Source organism: Uliginosibacterium sp. 31-16 (assembly GCF_030730865.1).
In the GTDB taxonomy this organism is placed as follows: Bacteria; Pseudomonadota; Gammaproteobacteria; order Burkholderiales; family Rhodocyclaceae; genus Uliginosibacterium.
Genome location: NZ_JAVALZ010000001.1, coordinates 1116037 through 1134415 on the forward strand (window position 1 = coordinate 1116037; position 18379 = coordinate 1134415).

The following is an 18379-nucleotide window of genomic DNA, read 5'->3' on the forward strand; positions in this document are numbered from 1 at the left end:
AATGGCGGCGGGGTAGTCAGGCACCGGAGAGGCAGCAGGCATGGCAAATTATCAGACGAGCGACAAGGCGTTCCAGCCGAAACCCGACAAGGGGTCGGGCGAGTGGTGTTCGGTGCCGACTACGCTGGAAGCACGTGCCTACAAACAGGCCATCCAGCTGGCGTTGCGCGTCGATGAGGTTGAGTTGCGTGTCGGGCGCGAGGCTGTGGCCCACATGCGCCACTATCTGGACAACACCGGCACCGATCTGCAACTTGATCTGGCCGAGCTGATGCAGCGTTCCAGTTCGGTGCGCAAGTTCTACGCTGCCGAGCTGGCGCAGGCGCAGGCTTTCTGCGAAACCCTGGCGCCGGGCCGGCATACGCTCAATTCAACGGCTCCGCAGGCGGGCTATTTTCTCGACATGGCGACCGAGCGTGGCCTGCAGTACGGGATCGGCGGCTACTCCTGCTGGGGGCAGGGCACGGTCGAAATCGTCACGACCCGCCAGAATCTGCGTCGCCACAGTCTGGATTTCGAGTTTCATTTCTTTGACCGCTACAACTGGGATAGCGGCAAGAAATTCAAGATCAGCAACTGGGTCGAGGTCGAAGACGAATTCATGCAGCAATTTCACCAGCAATGTCTGGCGAAAGAATTCGACATCAAAGGCATGACCCGCAACCGGGTCGTCTGGGAGGCGGCACAGCGTGCAGCACCGGCCCCCGCTACCGCCAGACCGCCGAGCAGGAATCCCTTCGATGCGCTGAAGTAGTGTGCTGGAGACCCGCTTGCAGCAAGGATCTTTGGCATGGCATGCCTGAAACCCTTGCTGCGTATTGCTGAGCGACAATGCATGCTGAAGACCAAGCCCGCATGCGGCTCTCAGGGCACCTCTGAATATTGCATGCGGCTCTGTACCCGCGCGGCGTGAGCGGCCAAACGGGGCGAAAAGCTTTTCTCGTACTTGCGCGGGTTGGGCAGCATAACCGCCAGGCGTGCCGCCTGCGCCGGCGCGAGCTGGCCCGCGCCGATGCCGTAATAGCGCCGTGCAGCGGCCTCGGCGCCGAAGATGCCGTTGCCCCACTCCACCGAGTTCAGATACACCTCGAGGATGCGCCGCTTGTCCCACAGGCTTTCGATCATCAGCGTGATGATGGCCTCCTCCGCCTTGCGGACATAGCTGCGCGAAGGACTGAGGAACAGGTTCTTGGCCAGTTGCTGGCTGATCGTCGAGCCGCCGGCTACGGCCTTGCCTTTTTTCTGGTTCTTTTCCATGGCTTTCTGGATGCCGTCCCAGTCGAAGCCGTCGTGATCGACGAAACTGTCGTCTTCAGCCGCCACCACGGCGCGCTTCAGGTGCACCGAGATCCTGGCGTACGGCTGCCACTGGCGTTTGAGCTGTGCGTCCGGATTCTTCTGGCGCAGTTCGCCCAGCCGGATCTGCATGAAACTGGTTTCGCCAGGGTCGAACCATTTCCACCACAGCACCCAGCCCAGCAGCCACAGGTGCCAGGCGAGGATGAACAGCAGCAGGGCGACAAGGATGCGGCGTGACCAGAGGGCCAGCGTCTTCATGATGTGCAGGGGTCGGAAAGTCTGGCGCGCAGCTTCGCAGAGCCCGACCCGCAGGGCAAGAGGCACGACCTGTTGCGTGTGCGCAGCAAGGGGGACCCAGATCAACAACTTCGCGCCAACTCCCTGTATCCTTGCGGGTTTCCCCTAGTAAGCCAGGCGTCCCTGCTTTGGCCTCGATAACGTTTTGTCGGGCTTTGCCGCCCTTGCCGACCATGACTCAAGCGATCAAATCCATCGATTTCAAGAATGACTGGCCCAAGCTGGGCTTGCCGCCGCACGTCATTGAAGTGCTGAGCGCCGCGCCTGCCATCTACGTGGCCGAGCACCGTGAAGACCTGCTCAACTGGGCGCTGAACCGCGTACCGGGCGAGACCGACTGGCGTCACGGCAACCGCGAGGACAAGGGCGAAATCGAAGTCGGTTTCGACGTGCCGGGCAAGGGCTACATTGCCGAAGCCACCGTGACCAAGGCGCGCAACGGCATCGCCATCAACTTCATCGATCCGAAAATGCGCCGCCGCGATCCGGACGCGATGGTCATCGGCGACAAGCTGCCGACCGACAAGCCCACCTATCAGGAACGCTTCGGCGAGAGCTTCGACAAGATGCGCCAGAAGACCCTGGACTGGCTCAAGACCCAGGAACTGATCGTGGTGCCGTTCTATGCTGGCCCCGACGAACTGGGCTATGGCGCATTGGCCATCGTGCCGAAAGCCTCGGCTTTCTTCGCTGGCGCACTGGCTGACCTGCAGGGCATGATCGCCAACAGCGCCGTGCCGGCAAACTTCAAGCTCTCCGGCGGCGTGATCTTCATTGCCCCGCCCTTCCGCCACACCCACTTCGACGGCAAGCAGGTCGTGGTGCATGCGCGCAGCGAGACCCATCAGGAAGTCTTCGCCTACAACCTGTATCCCGGCCCGTCCGCCAAGAAAGGCGTGTACTCGCTGCTGCTGGATATCGGCGAGCGCGAAGGCTGGACCACCAACCACTGCGCTGCCGTTGGCGTGGTCACCCCGTACGACAATCAGACCATCATCATGCACGAAGGCGCCTCGGGCGGCGGCAAGAGCGAGATGACCGAGCACGTGCACCGCATGGAAGACGGCCGTCTGCTGCTGGGCAAGAACGTCGTGACCGGCGAGCAACGCACCCTGAACCTGCCGGAAGCCTGTCATCTGAACCCGATGGCCGACGACATGGCTTGCGCTCACCCGCACTACAACGAAGGCCAGACCAAGCTCAACATCAAGGATGCAGAAGCCGGCTGGTTCGTGCGCGTGGACCACATCAAAGGCTACGGTACCGACCCGCATCTGGAGCGTCTGGTGATGCATCCGGAGCGCCCGCTGATTTTCCTGAACCACTACATCGTGCCCGGCGGTCAGGCCCTGCTGTGGGAACACATCGAGGACGCCCCGGGCAAGCCCTGCCCGAACCCGCGCCTGATCATTCCGCGCGACATGGTGCATGACGTGCAGGACGGACCGGTGGCCGTGAACATCCGCAGTTTCGGCGTGCGCTGCCCGCCCACCCACAAGGACAGCCAGCTCTACGGCATCCTCGGTATGCTCCACATCCTCAGCCCGGCGCTGGCCTGGCTGTGGCGTCTGGCTGCGCCGCGCGGCCACGCCAATCCGTCGATTCAGGATTCCGCTGCGGGCGGCATGCAGTGCGAAGGCGTGGGCTCCTACTGGGCCTTCTGTACCGGTCGCCGCGTTGATCAGGCCAACCTGTTGCTGCGCCAGATCGTCGCCAACACCGAAACCCGTCACGTCCTGATTCCGAACCAGAACATCGGTGCCTGGCATGTCGGTTTCATGTCCGAGTGGGTGGCCCGCGAATATCTGGCTCGCCGTGGCTCGGCACGTTTCCACCGCGAACAGCTGGTGGAGTCGCCGTGTTCCCTGCTTGGCTATGTGCCGCGCCAGATGAAGGTTGAAGGTTCGATGATCCCGCCGGTGTTGCTGCATGTGCAGAGCCAGCTGGAGGGTGGCGCCGAGGTCTTCGAGCATGGCGCGAAGATGTGGCGCGAATTCTTCCATCGTGAACTTGCTCCCTTCCTGACGCCGGACCTCGACCCGCTGGGCCGCAAGATCATCCAGGCCTGTCTGGACGATGCTTCGCAAGAGGATTACTGGAAGCTGATTCCGCACCAGATGTTCAAGGAATGACGCGGGTTTGCAGACGCAGCTCAAGCCTGCCTGCACAGCCGGGATGCCATGTGTAAGCGTCCCGGTTTAAAATAGTCCCATCTCTACAGCCGGCTCTGCCGGCTGTTTCATATCCGGAATTCCACGAAAGAGCCCGTCATGAGCACACTCGCCACCCAGCTTGAGCAGATGGAAAGTCATCGCTCCGTCTTCGAGAACGAAGTCCGCAACCTGCCCCTGCCGGTGTGCAAGTCCTTCGGCCCGGCCGCGGCGCCGCAGGCGCTGGCCTTCGCCAGCAAAGGCGAGGTTCTCACCACACGGGATTCCGCCACCGTTGCTGCCCGCTTTCCGCAGAGCGTCGCCGCCTCCGGCAATGCCGTGCTGCGCGCCGCAGGCGCTGCTGCCGCGCGCGTTACCGGCAAGTGCGTGGCCGCTCTGTTCTCTGGCGGCCCGGCTGCGGGCGGTCACAATGTGCTGTGTGGCCTGAAGAAGATGCTTGGTGCCGACAACACGCTGTTCGGCGTGAAGGGTGGCCCCAAGGGCCTGCTGCAAGGCAAGCTGTTCGAGATTACCGATGCCGACGCCGCCAGCATCCTGAATACCGGCGGTTTCGACTTCCTCGGCACCGACCGCACCAAGATCAAGACGGCCGAGCAGTTCGAGCAGGTCAGACAGACCTGCATCGCCCACAATCTGGACGCCATCGTCATCATCGGCGGCGATGATTCCAACACCAATGCCGCACTCCTCGCCGAGTTCCTGTACACCGGCATCAAGGCCGATGGCTCGGGCGTACAGGTGATCGGCGCGCCGAAGACCATTGACGGCGATCTGCAGGTGTCGGGACTGCTGCCGATCTCCTTCGGCTTCGACACGGCCACGCGCATCTACGCCGAGCTCGCCGGCAACATCCTGCAGGACACCCGCTCCTCGCTGAAGTACTGGCATTTCATCAAGCTGATGGGGCGCTCTGCCTCGCACGTCACGCTGGAAGTCGCCCTGCAGGTGAAGCCGGCCGTGGCCCTGATCTCGGAAGAGGTTGCCGCAAAGAAAATGTCACTCGGTGCCATCGTCGACCAGATCGCGAATGCCGTCATTGATCGCTACAAGAACAAGGGCCTCAAGCATGGTGTGGTGCTGGTGCCCGAAGGCCTGATCGAGTTCATTCCGGAGATGAATGCGCTGATCGCCGAGCTCAATGATCTGGTCGCGCATCACGTCGATGCGTTTGCCGCACTGGCCGCAGAGGCCCGCCCAGCCTTTGTTGCCGCCAAACTCTCGGCAGCCAGCGCAGTACTGTTTGCCTCCCTGCCGGGCTATATCGTCAACATGCTGCTGGCCGAGCGCGATTCTCACGGCAACCTGCAGGTCTCGCTGATCCCGACCGAACAGTTGCTGATCGACATGACCCGTGCCCGCCTCAAGGAAATCGCTCCGGACGTGCCTTTCGGCAGCCATCACCACTTCTTTGGCTACGAAGGCCGCTGCGGCGCGCCGACTCTGTTCGACGCGGCTTACACCTACAACCTTGGTCTCACCGTTGGTGCCCTGATCCTCGACGGCCGCACCGGGTACATGGCCAGCGTTTCCGGCCTGAGTGATGGCGGCGAGCCGCTGGCCATTCCGCTGACCGGGCTGATCAACGTCGAACGCCGTCACGGCCAGGACGAATACGTGATCGAGAAGGCGCTGGTACGTCTGGATGCGCCATCCATGCAGTTCTTCAGTGCCCGCCGCGCCGCCTGGGCGGCCGACGACCTCTTTGCTTCCCCCGGTCCGCGCCAGCTGTGGGGCCCGGCTGCGCGCCAGATGCCGATGACGGTGGCGCTCAACGACAAGGCCGGGTCGCTGCTGTTCAAGATCGGCGAATAAGCCGTTTGCTCCGTCAAAAAGCCCGTCCATCCCGGACGGGCTTTTTCATGTGCCCCTCCTGCAAAAAAACCGTGTGCCAATCGTGATATTCCACACGTACGTACCCATCCCGACACCAGCTTTATCAACAGGGTTATGCGAAAATCCGCCTCCTTCGCCTTATCACATAGTCATGTTTTGAGGTGCTAAGAATTTGAAAAATTTGATAAAACTGGAGTAATTGATGTCTGGTATGCCTGTGCTGATAAATGCGCGCCGCCTGTTGATACTCAGCCTGATCGGCCTGACGGCTTGTGGTGGTGGCGGTGGAGGAGGAGGTGGTGGAACGGGCACAGGCAGCAGCGGAGGCAGTTCCGGCAGCTCAAGCGGGGGGAGCAGTAGCGGGCCGATTGCGGACTATGCCGTCGGTGGCAGTCTCAGTCTTTACTCGGGCAGCCTTGGAGGCTACGGCTTTGCCAATGGCAGCGGCAGCAGCGCCCGTTTCGACGAGGCCTATGCCATCGCACGTGATGCTGCGACAGGCGACATGTATGTGGCGGATTATTTTTCGCATACGATCCGCAAGGTGAGCTCTGCAGGTGTGGCGAGCACGTTCGCCGGGAAGGCGTACTACAAGGGCCATATCGACGGCAGTGCCACGAGCGCTCGCTTCAGCGGCCCGGCGGGTGTTGCCTTCAGCAATGGCACACTCTACGTGGCCGACATGGACGATCACACCGTCCGCAAGATCAGCAATGATGTGGTGTCTACTCTCGCCGGCAGTACCGGGGTTGCTGGAAACAGCGATGGCAGCGGTACGGCAGCACGCTTCAATACGCCGCGCGGTCTGGCCGTCGACAGTTTCGGCAACCTTTTCGTCACCGACACCGACAGCCATACCATTCGCAAGATCACCGGGACCGGAGTGTCCACCTTTGCCGGCTCGGCAGGTCTCAGCGGTGTTGTCGATGGAGCCGGCAGCAGCGCGCGCTTTTCAAGTCCACGCGCAATAACCGTCGACGGCAGCAACAATCTCTACGTCGGCGATTACAGCGGTATTCGCAAGATTACCGCGGCGGGCGCCGTCACCACAGCGACATCCATGATGGCACTGGTCACCGCTGGTTGTAGCGGCACCATCTCCGCTCTTGCGGTGGACAGCAGCAGCAACCTCTACGTCAGCAACTACAGCCGTATCTGCAAGGTTGCCAGCAATGGGACCGTGACCCTTCTGGCTGGCAATGGCGAGTACAACGCCGCCGATGGCACGGGCTCTGCGGCAAGTGTTTACACCATGGGCATGACCATCAATGCGGCAGGCGATACCCTTTACCTCGCCGACAACTATGCGGTGCGCCAGCTGGCTATCACAACCGGGGTTGTCACCAGCCTGGCTGGCAAGGGTTTTGGCAACCGCTATGGTCATCTTGATGGGGCCGTGGCCAGCGCCCAGTACAAGCAGCCTTACGGTATCGCGGCAGATGCTACGGGTCGCTTGATCGTGGCTGATCTCGATAACAGCGTGGTGCGTCGCATCGACAGCGGTACGGTGAGCACTCTGGCAGGTACGCCGGGTACGTATTTCAGTACCACGGACGGCACCGGCTCTGCGGCCCGCTTCTACCTTCCCACCGCGGTGGCGACCGATACCGCCGGCAACGCTTACGTCCTGGATGGCAATGCGGTCCGCAAGATCACGCCGGCTGGCGTGGTCACGACGCTGGCCGGCAACGCGAGTACCGCCGGCAACGCCGACGCTTCTGGCACAGCTGCGAGCTTCAGAAGCCCGAACGGGTTGACGGTCGATGCGGCGGGTAACGTTTTTGTTGCCGACACCGGCAACAACAGCATCCGCAAGATCACGCCGGCTGGCGTCGTCAGTACCTTTGCTGGCAGCACCGCCGGTCTCACCGGCAGTGTCGATGGCAGTGGCACGGCAGCGCGCTTCAGTTATCCGGCCGATATCATCAGCGATGCCAGCGGCAACCTCTACGTGGCTGATGCCAACAATGCAACCGTGCGCAAGATCACCCCGGCAGGCGTGGTCACTACTCTGACGGGAAGTGCCGGTGCCTTCGGCTACATTGACGGAGCCCTGAGCAGCGCGCGGTTCAATGCGCCGACCAGTATTGCCATTGATGCAGCGAGCAATCTCTATGTTGGAGACTCTCTCGATCTGGTGGTGCGCAAGATTTCAACGGCAGGTCAGGTCACGACCGTCGTGGGCAGTTCGCGCAATCGCTGGATTGCCGAGCCGGGCGCCGTATCCGGCAATCTGAATGGCCTGCATGCCATGACCGTGATCGGCAAGAAGCTGTACATGACGACCGAGAACGCGATCCTCGTGACTGATCTGCCCTGAGTCTGCGTGGTTTCGCCCTGCAAAGCCCGTCTGCGGACGGGCTTTTTCTTTGCCTGCCCGCCGAGCCGCATGCAGCGGGCGTCTGCAGGTATGCCTGTTGCGCAGCGCCGTCCGGGGCGCTTCTACAGGCAGCACTGTTGCAGAGGCTCTTCCCATGCAGCTCTCCGGATACCGCGCCGCACCAACCGGACGCCTTGACCTGTGGCAAGCCGGCCTGTCGGTGCGCGCCTAGAATCCTCAGCACCGAATACCAATGGTGCTGATATGGCTAAACAGCTGTCCGAGCGCATGCTCCTGTCCGGTGACGAAGCGGTCGCCCTTGCTGCCCTGAATGCGGGCGTCCTGCTCGGCACCGGTTATCCCGGCACGCCGTCCACCGAAATCCTCGAAGCTTTCGGCGCATTGGGTGGCAAGGCGCAGTGGGCACCGAACGAGAAGGTGGCGCTGGAGGTCGGCCTCGGCGCTGCGTTCGGCGGCGCCCGCGCGCTGGTGACGATGAAGCATGTGGGCGTGAATGTCGCCGCCGATGTGCTGTTCACCGCCACCTACACCGGCGTCAGTGGCGGGCTGGTGCTGGTTTCCGCCGATGATCCCGGCATGGCCTCCAGCCAGAACGAACAGGACAACCGCAACTTCGCCCGCGCCGCCGGCACGCTCATGCTCGAACCGGCCGATTCGCAACAGGCCTACGACTTCACCGCTGCCGGGTTCGTGCTCTCCGAACAATTCGGCCTGCCGGTGATTCTGCGCATGACCACCCGCGTCTGCCATTCCAAGAGCATCGTCGTGCAGCGTCCGCTGCCACAGCCGGCCGCCGCCCCGCACTTCGAGCGCAAGGTCAGTGAGCGGGTGATGATTCCCGCCCATGCCCGTCCGGCGCACCGCCGCCTGCGCGACAAGCTGGCGCGTGCCGCGACCTACGCCGAGCACTGTGCGCAAACCATCGTCGAGCTGCGCGGCAAGGCGCTGGGCATCATCACCTCGGGCATCAGCACCATGCACGCGCGCGATGCGGCGCCCGATGCGTCGATCCTCCAGCTCGGCCTTTCCTACCCGCTGCCGATGCAGGCGATCCGCGATTTCGTCGCCTCGGTTGAGCGCTGCGTGGTGGTGGAGGAAGGCGACCCGATCCTTGTCACCGAACTGCTCGCTGCCGGGCTCAAGGTCGAGGGCAAGAGCGAGCGTTTCCGCTTTGGCGAACTGAATGTCGATCGTGTGCGCCGCATCCTCGCGCATGACGAGTCGGAAGAGGCCAAGGTGCCCGCCGGCAAGCCGCCGGCATTGTGCGAGGGCTGCTCGCACCGCCCGGTGTTCGAGACGCTGGCGAAGCTGGACTGCATCGTCTCCGGCGATATCGGCTGCTACACGCTGGGCGTGCTGCCACCCTTCTCGGCGATGGATACCTGCGTATGCATGGGCGCTTCGATCGGTGTCGGCCTGGGCCTGCGCCATGTGCTGCCCGAGGCCGAAGCGCGCCGCGTCGTCAGTGTGATCGGCGATTCCACCTTCATGCACAGCGGGCTCACCGGGCTCGCCGAGATGGTCTACAACGTGCCGCCCACCGGGCACCTGCTGCTGATTCTCGACAACGGCACCACCGCCATGACCGGCCAGCAGGAGCACCCCGGCACTGGCCGCAGCCTGCTGCACGATCAGGCCGGCAAGATCGACTTCGAAGCCGTGGTGCGCGCCATGGGCATCACAAACGTCAGCACCATTGACCCGATGGCTGATGCGGCCGGGCTGGAAGCGGCGATCACGGCGGCGCTGGCGCGGAACGAACTGAGCGTCATCGTCGCGCGTCGCCCCTGCATTCTGGCCGCACCGAAGATCCGCCAGTACGAAAAGGCGGTCGCCGAAAAACTCATGGCTGGCACGGCTTGCTGTGCCGCTGTGGCGGAATGAGGAACACGCTATGACCCAGGAAAAAGTGATGAATGTGGTGCTCGCCGGGCTCGGTGGCCAGGGCGTGGTGAAGGCATCCGACATCCTCGCCGACGTGGCTTTCCGTGCCGGGCTGGATGTGAAGAAAAGCGAGATCCACGGCATGAGCCAGCGCGGCGGCTCCGTTGCCACCGATGTGCGTTACGGCACCGTGGTGAACAGTCCGATGATCACGCGGGGCGAGGCGGATTGTCTGGTGGTCGTGGCCCCGGATCAGGTCGAGGTGAATCGCGGTGTGCTCAAGCCCGGCGGCGTGCTGATCGAGCCTGCCGTGCTGGCGAATGCGCCGGGCAAGCTGCCGGCCAAGTCGATCAATGTGGCCCTGCTCGGCGCCCTGTCCACCCACCTTGATCTGCCCGTTGCTCTGTGGGAAGACGCGATCAGGGCCAATCTGGCCGAGAAGCATCACAAGCTGAATCTGGAGGCTTTCGCGCAGGGGCGGGCGGCCGCAGAAGGCGTGTCAGAAGGCCGGATAGCGTGAAGGGGCTGATCCTCGGCCTTGCGCTGGCAGCGACCTGCACGGCTGTGCAGGCGGCACCGGCAACGGTGTTCTCGAGTCGTTACACCGATCTGGGTAAGGACTGCAAGACGCCCGCGTGGGTTGAGCAAGAACGCCTTGCGTGGGAGATGAAGTACAAGGGAAAGGCCTACCCTGAGCAAGATCCTGAAGTCATGGAATGCAAGGCCGTTGGCCGCTGGCGGGCGAACATCCAATGGAGTGCGGTCGGTATGACGCTGTACGTCGGGCCCAGCAAACAGCCTCAGCGATATGCCGAAGATATCGTGGTCGGAAACCGTCTGGGCGAAGGGCGTTCACGTGCGCCGCTGGAATGGCGTTTGGCCAACGGTGTTCCTTTCGCTGTCATCTTCCGCGTGCAGCAGTGGCAGGACAATCCACGCTGGCCCGACGCGAAAGGCGCTCCGCAGTTCATTGTGACTTCGGAGAACATCGCTGTGCGAGGACTCGGAGCGTTATCCGGCTTAAACGCCGAATTGCCGGCAGGTGATCCTCAGGCAAACCTGAAAGCTCGACAAATGGCCGACGCAGCTTTCGATGCTGCGCGCTAGCGGCGGCCAATACCTATCAGTGCCAAACGTACGGGGGACAAGACATGATGTTGCGTGAAAACTGGAACGATCTCGGCCAGGGCTTCCACCCCGTGTCGGCGCCGGACTACCTGCCGGTGGCGCAGTTGCGCGAACTGCAGCTGCGGCGCCTGCGTGCCGTCGTGACGCGGGCTTACGACAACGTGAAGCTGTTCCGCGAGCGCATGGACGAGCGTGGCCTCACCCCGGCCAGCATCGAGTCGCTGGCCGATCTCGGCCGCCTGCCCTTCACGATCAAGACCGACCTGCGCGACACCTATCCCTTCGGTCTGTTCGCCAGCCCGATGGGCGAGATCGTGCGCCTGCACGCCTCCAGCGGCACCACCGGCAAGCCCATCGTGGTGGCCTACACGCAGGAAGACCTGCAGGTGTGGGCCTCGGCCATGCTGCGCACCTTTGCCTCGGCCGGCGTGCATCGCGGCGACATCGTGCAGAACGCTTACGGCTACGGCCTGTTCACCGGTGGCCTCGGCGCGCACTACGGGCTGGAAGCCATTGGCGCCACCGTGGTGCCGACCTCGGGTGGCAACACTGATCGCCAGATCATGCTGATGCGCGACTTCGGCGTCACTGGCATCTGCTGCACGCCGAGCTACTTCGTGCATCTGATCGAGCGGGCGAAGGAGCTGGGCGTGAATCTCAAGGAGCTGCCGCTGCGTGTCGGCATCTTCGGTGCCGAGCCGTGGACCGACGAGATGCGCCGCCACATCGAAGCCGAGACCAACATCAAGGCCTACGACATCTACGGCCTGTCCGAGATCACCGGTCCAGGTGTGGGCAGCGAGTGCTCGGCGCAGAGCGGCCTGCACATCTTCGAGGACCATTTCTACCCGGAGATCGTCGATCCGGAGACCCTGCAGGTGCTGCCGGACGGCGAAGAAGGCGAACTGGTGCTGACCACGCTGTCCAAACGCGCCATGCCGATGATCCGCTATCGCACGCGCGACATCACCCGCATCATCGCCGAGCCGTGTTCGTGCGGCCGCACCGTGCGCCGCATCGCCCGCATCGCCCGCCGCTCGGACGACATGTTCATCATCCGCGGGGTCAACGTCTTCCCCTCGCAGATCGAGACCGCGCTGCTCGCTGTCGAAGGCGCGTTGCCGCACTATCGCATCATCCTTTCGCGCGACAAGGGGCTGGACCAGATGGGCGTGGAGGTCGAAGTCAGCGCCGCGGTGTTCAGCGATCAGGTGCGCGCGATGGAAGAGCTGCACAAGCGCCTGGCGCACAGCATCGAACGCATCACTGGCATCCGCGCCGCGTTGCGCCTGGTCGAGCCGCACAGCATCCCGCGCAGCGAAGGAAAAGCGAAGCGCGTGTGGGACGAGCGGAATTCATGAATAAAGCTACTGCGCATCGCGACCTCGAGCCGCTCGCTAGGCTTTTCTCACGAATTCAATCCCCATGGAAAAACTGAAGCAGAAGGAAGAACAACCATGAAAGTCACCCAGATTTCCAGCTTCATCGAGAACCGCCCCGGCCGCCTGCATGCGGCCTGCGAGGCGCTGGCCGCCAAGGGCGTGAACATCCACACCCTGATGCTCGCCGACACCGCCGAGTTCGGCATCCTGCGCCTGATCGTGGCCGACCCCGAAGCCGGCAAGGTGGCGCTGGAAGCCGCGGGCTACATCGCCAAGCTGACCGAAGTCGTCGCCGTCGAGATTCCGGATGACGCCGGCGGCCTCGCCGGCATCCTGGCCAAGGCCGATGCGGCCAAGCTCGACATCGAATACATGTACGCCTTCAGCACCGCCGTGGGCCAACGTGCGGTCGTCATCATCCGCTTCAGCGATCCGGATCAGGCGGTGGATGAACTGCTCGCGCGGGGTGTGAATGTGGTGGCGCCCGTGGAATTGCTGCGGGGCTGAGATGGACTCGCGCTACCAGATCTTCGAGGCCACGCCGAGCGCCGAGGAATTCAACCATCTGCGCGAACTGGCGGGCTGGGGAAAGATCGACCCGGCGGTGGTGAACGTCGGCCTGTGCAACAGCGTCCATGCGCTGTGCGCCTGGGAAGACGATGAACTGGTCGGTTTCGTGCGTCTGGTGGGTGACGGGGCGATGAAGCTCAGCGTGGAGGAATTGCTGGTGCATCCCGAGCATCGCCGCCGCGGGATTGCCACGGCCTTGATGGCGGGCGTCATGGCCTACATCGCGGTTCTGCCGCCCGGCTGCACCATCAACCTGATGGCGGCAGAGGGCCTGAGTGACTTCTACACCAAGCTTGGCTTCCGGGTCCGGCCGGAAACGCGGCCCGGCATGCAGATGCGGCGCTGAACTCCAGGTGGCTGAAGAGCCGCATGTGGCGGACCTGTGCCGGCAGGTTCACCGCTCAGGCCCGTCTGGCAAGCCTCTCCAGACCATAATTCTGGAGAAGCCCGCCACAAGCCGCTCTTCAGGCTGCCTCGGTAAACGCGGCGAGCTTGTTGCCATCCAGATCGCGGAAGTACGAACCGTAATAGCCGCCCGTGCCGCGCGGGCCGGGTGCGCCTTCATCCTTGGCGCCCAACTCGATGGCCTTGGCGTAGAAGGCATCCACGGCGGCGCGGCTGGGCATGGCCAGCGCGATCATGGTGCCGTTGCCGGCGGTGGCGGGCTGACCGTCGAAGGGCTTGATCACACAGAGCGCCGGCGTTTCGGCGCTGGTTCCCCAGGCGGTGCTGCGTTCGGACTCCCACTGGCGCTTGGCGCCGATGCTGGCAAACAGGGCGTCGTAGAAAGCACTGGCGCGGGGCAGGTCGTTGGTGCCCAGGGTGACATAACCGATCATGACAGTTCCTCGAGAGTGAAAGACAGCCGGCGATTATGGCCGGGCTGACAGAAAAAAGGCCTGTCCGCAGACAGGCCTCCGATGCATTGCGGCAGGAGCTGCTTACTTGCAGTTCGGAATCACGCGCACGCCGATCACGCCATCCACCGCCTGCAGTTTGGCAACCAGATCACCGCTCACGTCGCCGGACACGTCGATGATGTTGTAGGCGTAGTCGCCACGGTTCTTGTTGATCATATCGTCGATGTTCAGACCCGACGAGCCGATGGCGGCGGTCAGGCTGCTGATCACGTTGGGCACGTTCTTGTTGCTGACCGTGACGCGGGTCTTGCCGCTGGGGGCCATTTCGCAGGCCGGGAAGTTCACCGAGTTCTTGATGTTGCCGCGTTCCAGATATTCACGGATCTGATCGGCTGCCATCACGGCGCAGTTGTCTTCGGATTCCGGGGTGGAGGCGCCCAAGTGCGGCACGCACAGGATCTTGTCCACACCCAGCAGCTCGTCTTCCGGCAGGTCGATCACATAGCCGGCGACGTGGCCGGAAGCGATGGCGGCCTTGATGGCGGCGTTGTCGACCAGACCATTGCGGCTGAAGTTCATCAGGCGGGCACCCTTCTTCATGCGGCCGATGCGCTCTTCGTTGAAGAGGTTCTTGGTGTCCTTGGTGGCCGGCACGTGGATGGTGATGTAGTCGCACTCGGCGATCATGGCGTCCAGGCTGGCGGCCTTCTGCACTTCATGCGACAGCTTCCAGGCTGCATCGACGCTCACGAACGGGTCGAAGCCGATGACGCGCATGCCCAGCGCATTGGCGGCATTCGCCACCAGCACGCCGATGGCGCCCAGGCCGATCACGCCGAGGGTCTTGCCCTGGATTTCCGGACCGACGAACTGGGCCTTGCCCTTTTCCACCAGCGGCGGCACTTCGTCGCCCTTGCCCTTGAGCGTGTTGGCCCAGGTGATGCCTTCGTACAGGTTGCGCGAGGACAGCAGCAGCGAGGCGATGACGATTTCCTTCACGCCGTTGGCGTTGGCGCCCGGTGTGTTGAACACCACGATGCCGCGCTCGGCGCACTTGTCCAGCGGAATGTTGTTCACGCCGGCACCGGCGCGGGCGATGGCCTTCACGGACGCCGGAATGTCCATGTTGTGCATGTCGGCCGAGCGCAGCAGGATGCCGTCCGGGTTGACGATCTCGGTGGCGGATTCGTAGTTGTCACGCGGCAGGCGGTCGAGGCCGCAGGCGGCGATCTTGTTGAGTGTCTGGATCTTGAACATCGTGGAGTTCCTCAAACGTAGGTAATGACGGAATCGGGCTGAATCGGAAAACCTGACCAGGGCGCGGGACGAACGCTCCGGAAGAAATCTGTGGCATCGCCGGCTGCGGGCGGAAAGGCAGCATTGTACGGCGTTCACGCCCTCCCTGACTTGAAGCGGGTCAAGTGGGCTACGGGCAGGCCGCTTTCGCGAGGACCACCCGAAGAGCCGCCTCCCGCCTTGCTCTCCGGCGTGGCATGGCGGAAAGGCATGCTGTGCGCGGTTATCCGGGCTCCCGTCGGGCAAGAAGGCCGCAAATTTCGTAACCACCAGTGCAATGGGGCGTGTTTTAGTCTGTCTGCTCCGCGCGGCGGCGGGCTTTTTCCAGCCAGCCCAGCAGGGCGTCTGCCTGGCCTTCGATGGGGATGAGGTGGAGTGATCGTCCGCGCGCCGGGTGAAGGCTCACGAACCCGAATTCATAGCCGATGCCGGATGCCCGGTGGCTGCGCAGGCGTGTGCTGCGCAGATCAATCTGCCAGTGGCCATCGGTGCTGTGCAGCAGTGCTCCGTCCAGATAGAAAGTGCGCATGCGCGGGCCTGCCAGCAGCCCGATTGTCGCCAGCGGAATCGCCCAGATCAGCCAGGCGAGCAGCGGGCCCACCACGAAAACCAGCGCCAGCACCCCGAGCAGACCCTTGTTGTTCTCCGGCAGGGAGGCGATCACCACGGCGGCCGGCAGCACATAGCCCGCCACGATCCACGCCAGAAAGCGCCAGCGACGGAACAGCAGTGCCCGCACGCAGCCACCGCCAGCCTGCGGGTTCAGCGAATTGCTGGCGTTCAGATGCCAGCCGATGCTGCGGGCGAGCAGCCCGGCATCGTCATCCAGCATCAGGCTCCACGGACTGGCGTGCACGATCAGGTGACTGTCACTGTCGGGCACGCCTTCGTAGCCGGCGATTTCGCGCCAGGGGATGAGCCGGTAGCCCTCGATCGCGAGCCCCTCCGGGCGGGCTTCGACCAGGACTTTCTGGCTGAAGTCCGGCACGCCGCGCAGTTTTTCGTAGCCAAACAGGATGAGGCCAAAGCCGGCCAACATGCCGATCAGCGCCAGCAACATGCCGCCAATCCCGAGCAGCATGGCCCACCAACTCTCGTCGGAGATGCCCCAGAACATCAATGCAAAGCCTGGCGCGGCGCCGATCATCGCGCCCAGACAGCCGAGGCCGAAGCCGCTGAACTGCTGGTCCATGAGGGTGACCTGCATCCGGCGCCGGAGGGGCGGTGGCGCGGCGTCAGTACTGGCGCGCGTTGGCAGATCAGGAGTGTGCGAGTGGGAGGTGGTGGTCGTGGCGTTCATGGGGGCCCGGCTCTGATCACTGCCTGCCAAGCCGCATCCAGCTTTGCTCTGCGGCATGCCATGCCGGAGAGGCACGCCAGTGGCGGCTCTCCGGGCAGCAGGGCTTAAAGCACGTAAAGCACGAATTTGTCCACGCGGCTCATTGGCGTGGCGCTGTCGAAGCGGAATTCGACGTAGCTGGCGTCGTCTGCGCCCAGGTCGCTGTCAATCTTGTCGCTGCGACCCACCTCGCTACCCTTGCCATCTACCGCACGCAACTGCAGCTTGCCCTTGAAAGCCTGGGCAGACAGGACATAGACCTTCACGCCATCCTTCTTTTCCCCGTCGGCGCCGAGCAGCACGGCGCGTTCGCTCTTGAGCTGGCGACCGCTGGCTGACGCATCCAGCGCGATCTTCGCTTCATGCGCCCGATCCACGCCTTCCGCAACGCCGCCGAATACCTTGCCTACGCCGGTGGTGATCTCGGCGGCGGCTTTCTTGCCGTCATTCTGCAGCGCCTGACCTACGCCCTTCACCAGTGCGGCCTTGTCCTCAACCATCTCGGCGCCCTTGCTGCGCTCTGCTTCCAGTTGTTCCTCGCGGTTCTTGCAGCCGGCCATTGCGCAGGCGGCACCCACGATGCAGAAGGCGATCAATGCTTTTTTCACGATGCAGTCCTTTTAGTGCTGTTCGAGCCCGCAATGGGCGGCGCGCCATGCTGCCGCAAAACCGGCTTTTTGGCAGCGTGGTCCCGACAATCGGCCGGGCTGACGCCAGGGCACGCCTGTCATGTTGTGTAGGCCGTATTCTTACAAAGACATTTCCATTCCATGGAATGCCTGCTATGTTTTTCTGGTCGATCTGCGGAATTCGTCACACTTTTTGAAGGGTCGGCGCAGCACAACAACAAGTCGTGGCACCCAGCCACACCGACAAATCCAGGAGACAAAACAATGCATATCACACACCTCGCGCTGGGCTTTGCCGCCCTCGCACTGGCGGGCACCGCCTCGGCCGCCAATCGCCCGGCCGGTTACAAGACCATCTGCACCGAAGGCAAGACCTGTACGGTCGCCGCTGCCACCAGCGTGGCCTATGGCCGCGCCGACAAATTCACCTACAAGACCCTGACAGGCAGCTTCGTTTGCGGTGAAGTCACCTTTGGCGCGGGCACCAAGGTCGCTGGTGGCACCAACGAGTGTTCGATCCCGACCAGCGCCAGCGGCGGCTCGAGTTCTTCGTCCAGCAGCTCCTCGTCAAGCAGTTCGTCCTCCTCCTCCTCCAGCAGTTCATCCTCGGGTGGCAGCAGCTCCAGCAGTTCGTCGTCGAGCTCCTCCAGCGGCGGCTCCACCGGTGCCTGTACGCCGGGCAGCGTGATTTCCAACACCACCGTTGATTGCGGCGGCATCACCGTCGGCACCTCCTGCGCCGGCGGCAGCGAATCGCAACAGCCGGTGTTTACGCTCAACAATGCAACCATCAAGAACGTGCACCTGAAGGCGGGCGCGGCGGCGGATGGCATCCATTGCGCCAGCGGCAATTGCCGGCTGGAAAACGTGGTGTGGGACGAGGTCTGCGAAGACGCTGCCACCAACAAGTCCGAGGGCGGTACCATGACCATCTCGGGCGGCTCGGCGACCAACGCGCCGGACAAGACCTTCCAGCACAACTCGAAGAACAGCACCACGGTCATCGAGAACTTCAACACCTACGGCAAGATCGGCAAGCTGTGGCGCTCCTGCGGTGACTGCACCAACAACGGTGGCCCGCGCTACGTGCAGATCAACAACGTGACCATCAACGGCACGGTTGGCAGCACGGTGGTTGGCGTCAATCGCAACTACGGCGACAAGGCCACGATCCGCAACCTGAAGGTCAAGGGTCTGACCCGCCCGACCGCCACGACCACCAAGCCGCGCATCTGCGAGGAGTGGAAAGGCATCGAGAAGGGCAACGGCTCGACCGAGAAGTACGGCGAGTTCTTCAATACGGCGTACTGCGATGTCAGCCCGTCGGATGTGAGCAGCTTCTGAAAACCT

At 63.3% G+C, this 18379-nt stretch carries 16 protein-coding genes; 11 read left to right on the plus strand and 5 right to left on the minus strand.

Annotated elements, in window-relative coordinates:
• Positions 1-40 precede the first annotated feature (40 nt).
• A complete protein-coding gene (locus Q9Q94_RS05205; RefSeq protein ID WP_305978960.1) occupies positions 41-754 on the plus strand; it encodes a hypothetical protein in 714 nt (237 codons plus the stop codon).
• Positions 755-864: 110 nt separating this feature from the next.
• On the opposite strand, the gene mtgA is transcribed toward Q9Q94_RS05205, so the two are convergent.
• Positions 865-1557 (minus strand): monofunctional biosynthetic peptidoglycan transglycosylase, encoded by a 693-nt coding sequence (mtgA, locus tag Q9Q94_RS05210; protein ID WP_305979485.1) that lies wholly within the window; start codon positions 1555-1557, stop codon positions 865-867.
• Between the two features lie 212 nt (positions 1558-1769).
• Here mtgA and Q9Q94_RS05215 point away from each other — a divergent pair, with 212 nt between their 5' ends.
• From Q9Q94_RS05215 to Q9Q94_RS05255, 9 genes are all read left to right on the plus strand, one after another.
• A complete protein-coding gene (locus Q9Q94_RS05215) occupies positions 1770-3728 on the plus strand; it encodes a DUF4914 family protein (RefSeq protein WP_305978961.1) in 1959 nt (652 codons plus the stop codon).
• A gap of 138 nt (positions 3729-3866) precedes the next feature.
• A complete protein-coding gene (locus Q9Q94_RS05220) occupies positions 3867-5579 on the plus strand; it encodes a diphosphate--fructose-6-phosphate 1-phosphotransferase (RefSeq protein ID WP_305978962.1) in 1713 nt (570 codons plus the stop codon).
• Positions 5580-5802: 223 nt separating this feature from the next.
• Complete coding sequence (locus Q9Q94_RS05225) at positions 5803-7920, plus strand: hypothetical protein (protein WP_305978963.1); 2118 nt, start codon at positions 5803-5805, stop codon at positions 7918-7920.
• A gap of 264 nt (positions 7921-8184) precedes the next feature.
• Positions 8185-9825 carry a thiamine pyrophosphate-dependent enzyme gene (locus tag Q9Q94_RS05230; protein ID WP_305978964.1) on the plus strand — a complete coding sequence of 547 codons (1641 nt, stop codon included), beginning with the start codon at positions 8185-8187 and terminating at the stop codon, positions 9823-9825.
• A gap of 10 nt (positions 9826-9835) precedes the next feature.
• The gene (locus Q9Q94_RS05235; RefSeq protein WP_305978965.1) at positions 9836-10345 is read left to right on the plus strand and encodes a 2-oxoacid:acceptor oxidoreductase family protein; all 510 of its coding nucleotides are present in this window, start codon (positions 9836-9838) and stop codon (positions 10343-10345) included.
• Positions 10342-10932, plus strand: a complete 591-nt coding sequence (locus Q9Q94_RS05240; protein ID WP_305978966.1) for a hypothetical protein — start codon at positions 10342-10344, stop codon at positions 10930-10932. Before Q9Q94_RS05235 ends, Q9Q94_RS05240 begins: the two co-directional genes overlap by 4 nt.
• Before the next feature lie 47 nt (positions 10933-10979).
• The gene (locus Q9Q94_RS05245; protein ID WP_305979486.1) at positions 10980-12314 is read left to right on the plus strand and encodes a phenylacetate--CoA ligase family protein; all 1335 of its coding nucleotides are present in this window, start codon (positions 10980-10982) and stop codon (positions 12312-12314) included.
• Between the two features lie 96 nt (positions 12315-12410).
• Positions 12411-12842: an amino acid-binding protein gene (locus tag Q9Q94_RS05250; RefSeq protein ID WP_305978967.1), complete on the plus strand. Its 432-nt coding sequence runs from the start codon at positions 12411-12413 to the stop codon at positions 12840-12842.
• 1 nt (position 12843) lies between these two features.
• Positions 12844-13251 (plus strand): GNAT family N-acetyltransferase, encoded by a 408-nt coding sequence (locus Q9Q94_RS05255; protein WP_305978968.1) that lies wholly within the window; start codon positions 12844-12846, stop codon positions 13249-13251.
• Between the two features lie 118 nt (positions 13252-13369).
• Here Q9Q94_RS05255 and Q9Q94_RS05260 read toward each other — a convergent pair whose 3' ends face one another.
• The 4 genes from Q9Q94_RS05260 to Q9Q94_RS05275 all read right to left on the minus strand — a co-directional run bounded on the left by Q9Q94_RS05260 (position 13370) and on the right by Q9Q94_RS05275 (position 17008).
• Complete coding sequence (locus Q9Q94_RS05260; RefSeq protein WP_305978969.1) at positions 13370-13744, minus strand: VOC family protein; 375 nt, start codon at positions 13742-13744, stop codon at positions 13370-13372.
• 102 nt (positions 13745-13846) lie between these two features.
• Positions 13847-15022 (minus strand): phosphoglycerate dehydrogenase, encoded by a 1176-nt coding sequence (locus Q9Q94_RS05265; RefSeq protein ID WP_305978970.1) that lies wholly within the window; start codon positions 15020-15022, stop codon positions 13847-13849.
• Between the two features lie 328 nt (positions 15023-15350).
• Positions 15351-16361, minus strand: a complete 1011-nt coding sequence (locus Q9Q94_RS05270) for a hypothetical protein (protein ID WP_305978971.1) — start codon at positions 16359-16361, stop codon at positions 15351-15353.
• Positions 16362-16465: 104 nt separating this feature from the next.
• The gene (locus tag Q9Q94_RS05275; RefSeq protein ID WP_305978972.1) at positions 16466-17008 is read right to left on the minus strand and encodes a hypothetical protein; all 543 of its coding nucleotides are present in this window, start codon (positions 17006-17008) and stop codon (positions 16466-16468) included.
• A gap of 285 nt (positions 17009-17293) precedes the next feature.
• Between Q9Q94_RS05275 and Q9Q94_RS05280 the strand changes: the two genes are divergently transcribed.
• Complete coding sequence (locus Q9Q94_RS05280; RefSeq protein ID WP_305978973.1) at positions 17294-18373, plus strand: pectate lyase; 1080 nt, start codon at positions 17294-17296, stop codon at positions 18371-18373.
• Positions 18374-18379 lie beyond the last annotated feature (6 nt).

Excerpts from the sequence above, each read along its gene's own strand:
- Q9Q94_RS05260 (WP_305978969.1), bottom strand. The coding sequence starts at position 13,744 with ATGATCGGTTATGTCACCCTGGGCACCAACGACCTGCCCCGCGCCAGT.
- Q9Q94_RS05225 (WP_305978963.1), top strand. The coding sequence starts at position 5,803 with ATGTCTGGTATGCCTGTGCTGATAAATGCGCGCCGCCTGTTGATACTC.
- Q9Q94_RS05270 (WP_305978971.1), bottom strand. The coding sequence starts at position 16,361 with ATGAACGCCACGACCACCACCTCCCACTCGCACACTCCTGATCTGCCA.
- mtgA (WP_305979485.1), bottom strand. The coding sequence starts at position 1,557 with ATGAAGACGCTGGCCCTCTGGTCACGCCGCATCCTTGTCGCCCTGCTG.
- Q9Q94_RS05255 (WP_305978968.1), top strand. The coding sequence starts at position 12,844 with ATGGACTCGCGCTACCAGATCTTCGAGGCCACGCCGAGCGCCGAGGAA.
- Q9Q94_RS05265 (WP_305978970.1), bottom strand. The coding sequence starts at position 15,022 with ATGTTCAAGATCCAGACACTCAACAAGATCGCCGCCTGCGGCCTCGAC.
- Q9Q94_RS05250 (WP_305978967.1), top strand. The coding sequence starts at position 12,411 with ATGAAAGTCACCCAGATTTCCAGCTTCATCGAGAACCGCCCCGGCCGC.
- Q9Q94_RS05280 (WP_305978973.1), top strand. The coding sequence starts at position 17,294 with ATGCATATCACACACCTCGCGCTGGGCTTTGCCGCCCTCGCACTGGCG.
- Q9Q94_RS05245 (WP_305979486.1), top strand. The coding sequence starts at position 10,980 with ATGTTGCGTGAAAACTGGAACGATCTCGGCCAGGGCTTCCACCCCGTG.
- Q9Q94_RS05215 (WP_305978961.1), top strand. The coding sequence starts at position 1,770 with ATGACTCAAGCGATCAAATCCATCGATTTCAAGAATGACTGGCCCAAG.
- Q9Q94_RS05220 (WP_305978962.1), top strand. The coding sequence starts at position 3,867 with ATGAGCACACTCGCCACCCAGCTTGAGCAGATGGAAAGTCATCGCTCC.
- Q9Q94_RS05235 (WP_305978965.1), top strand. The coding sequence starts at position 9,836 with ATGACCCAGGAAAAAGTGATGAATGTGGTGCTCGCCGGGCTCGGTGGC.
- Q9Q94_RS05230 (WP_305978964.1), top strand. The coding sequence starts at position 8,185 with ATGGCTAAACAGCTGTCCGAGCGCATGCTCCTGTCCGGTGACGAAGCG.
- Q9Q94_RS05205 (WP_305978960.1), top strand. The coding sequence starts at position 41 with ATGGCAAATTATCAGACGAGCGACAAGGCGTTCCAGCCGAAACCCGAC.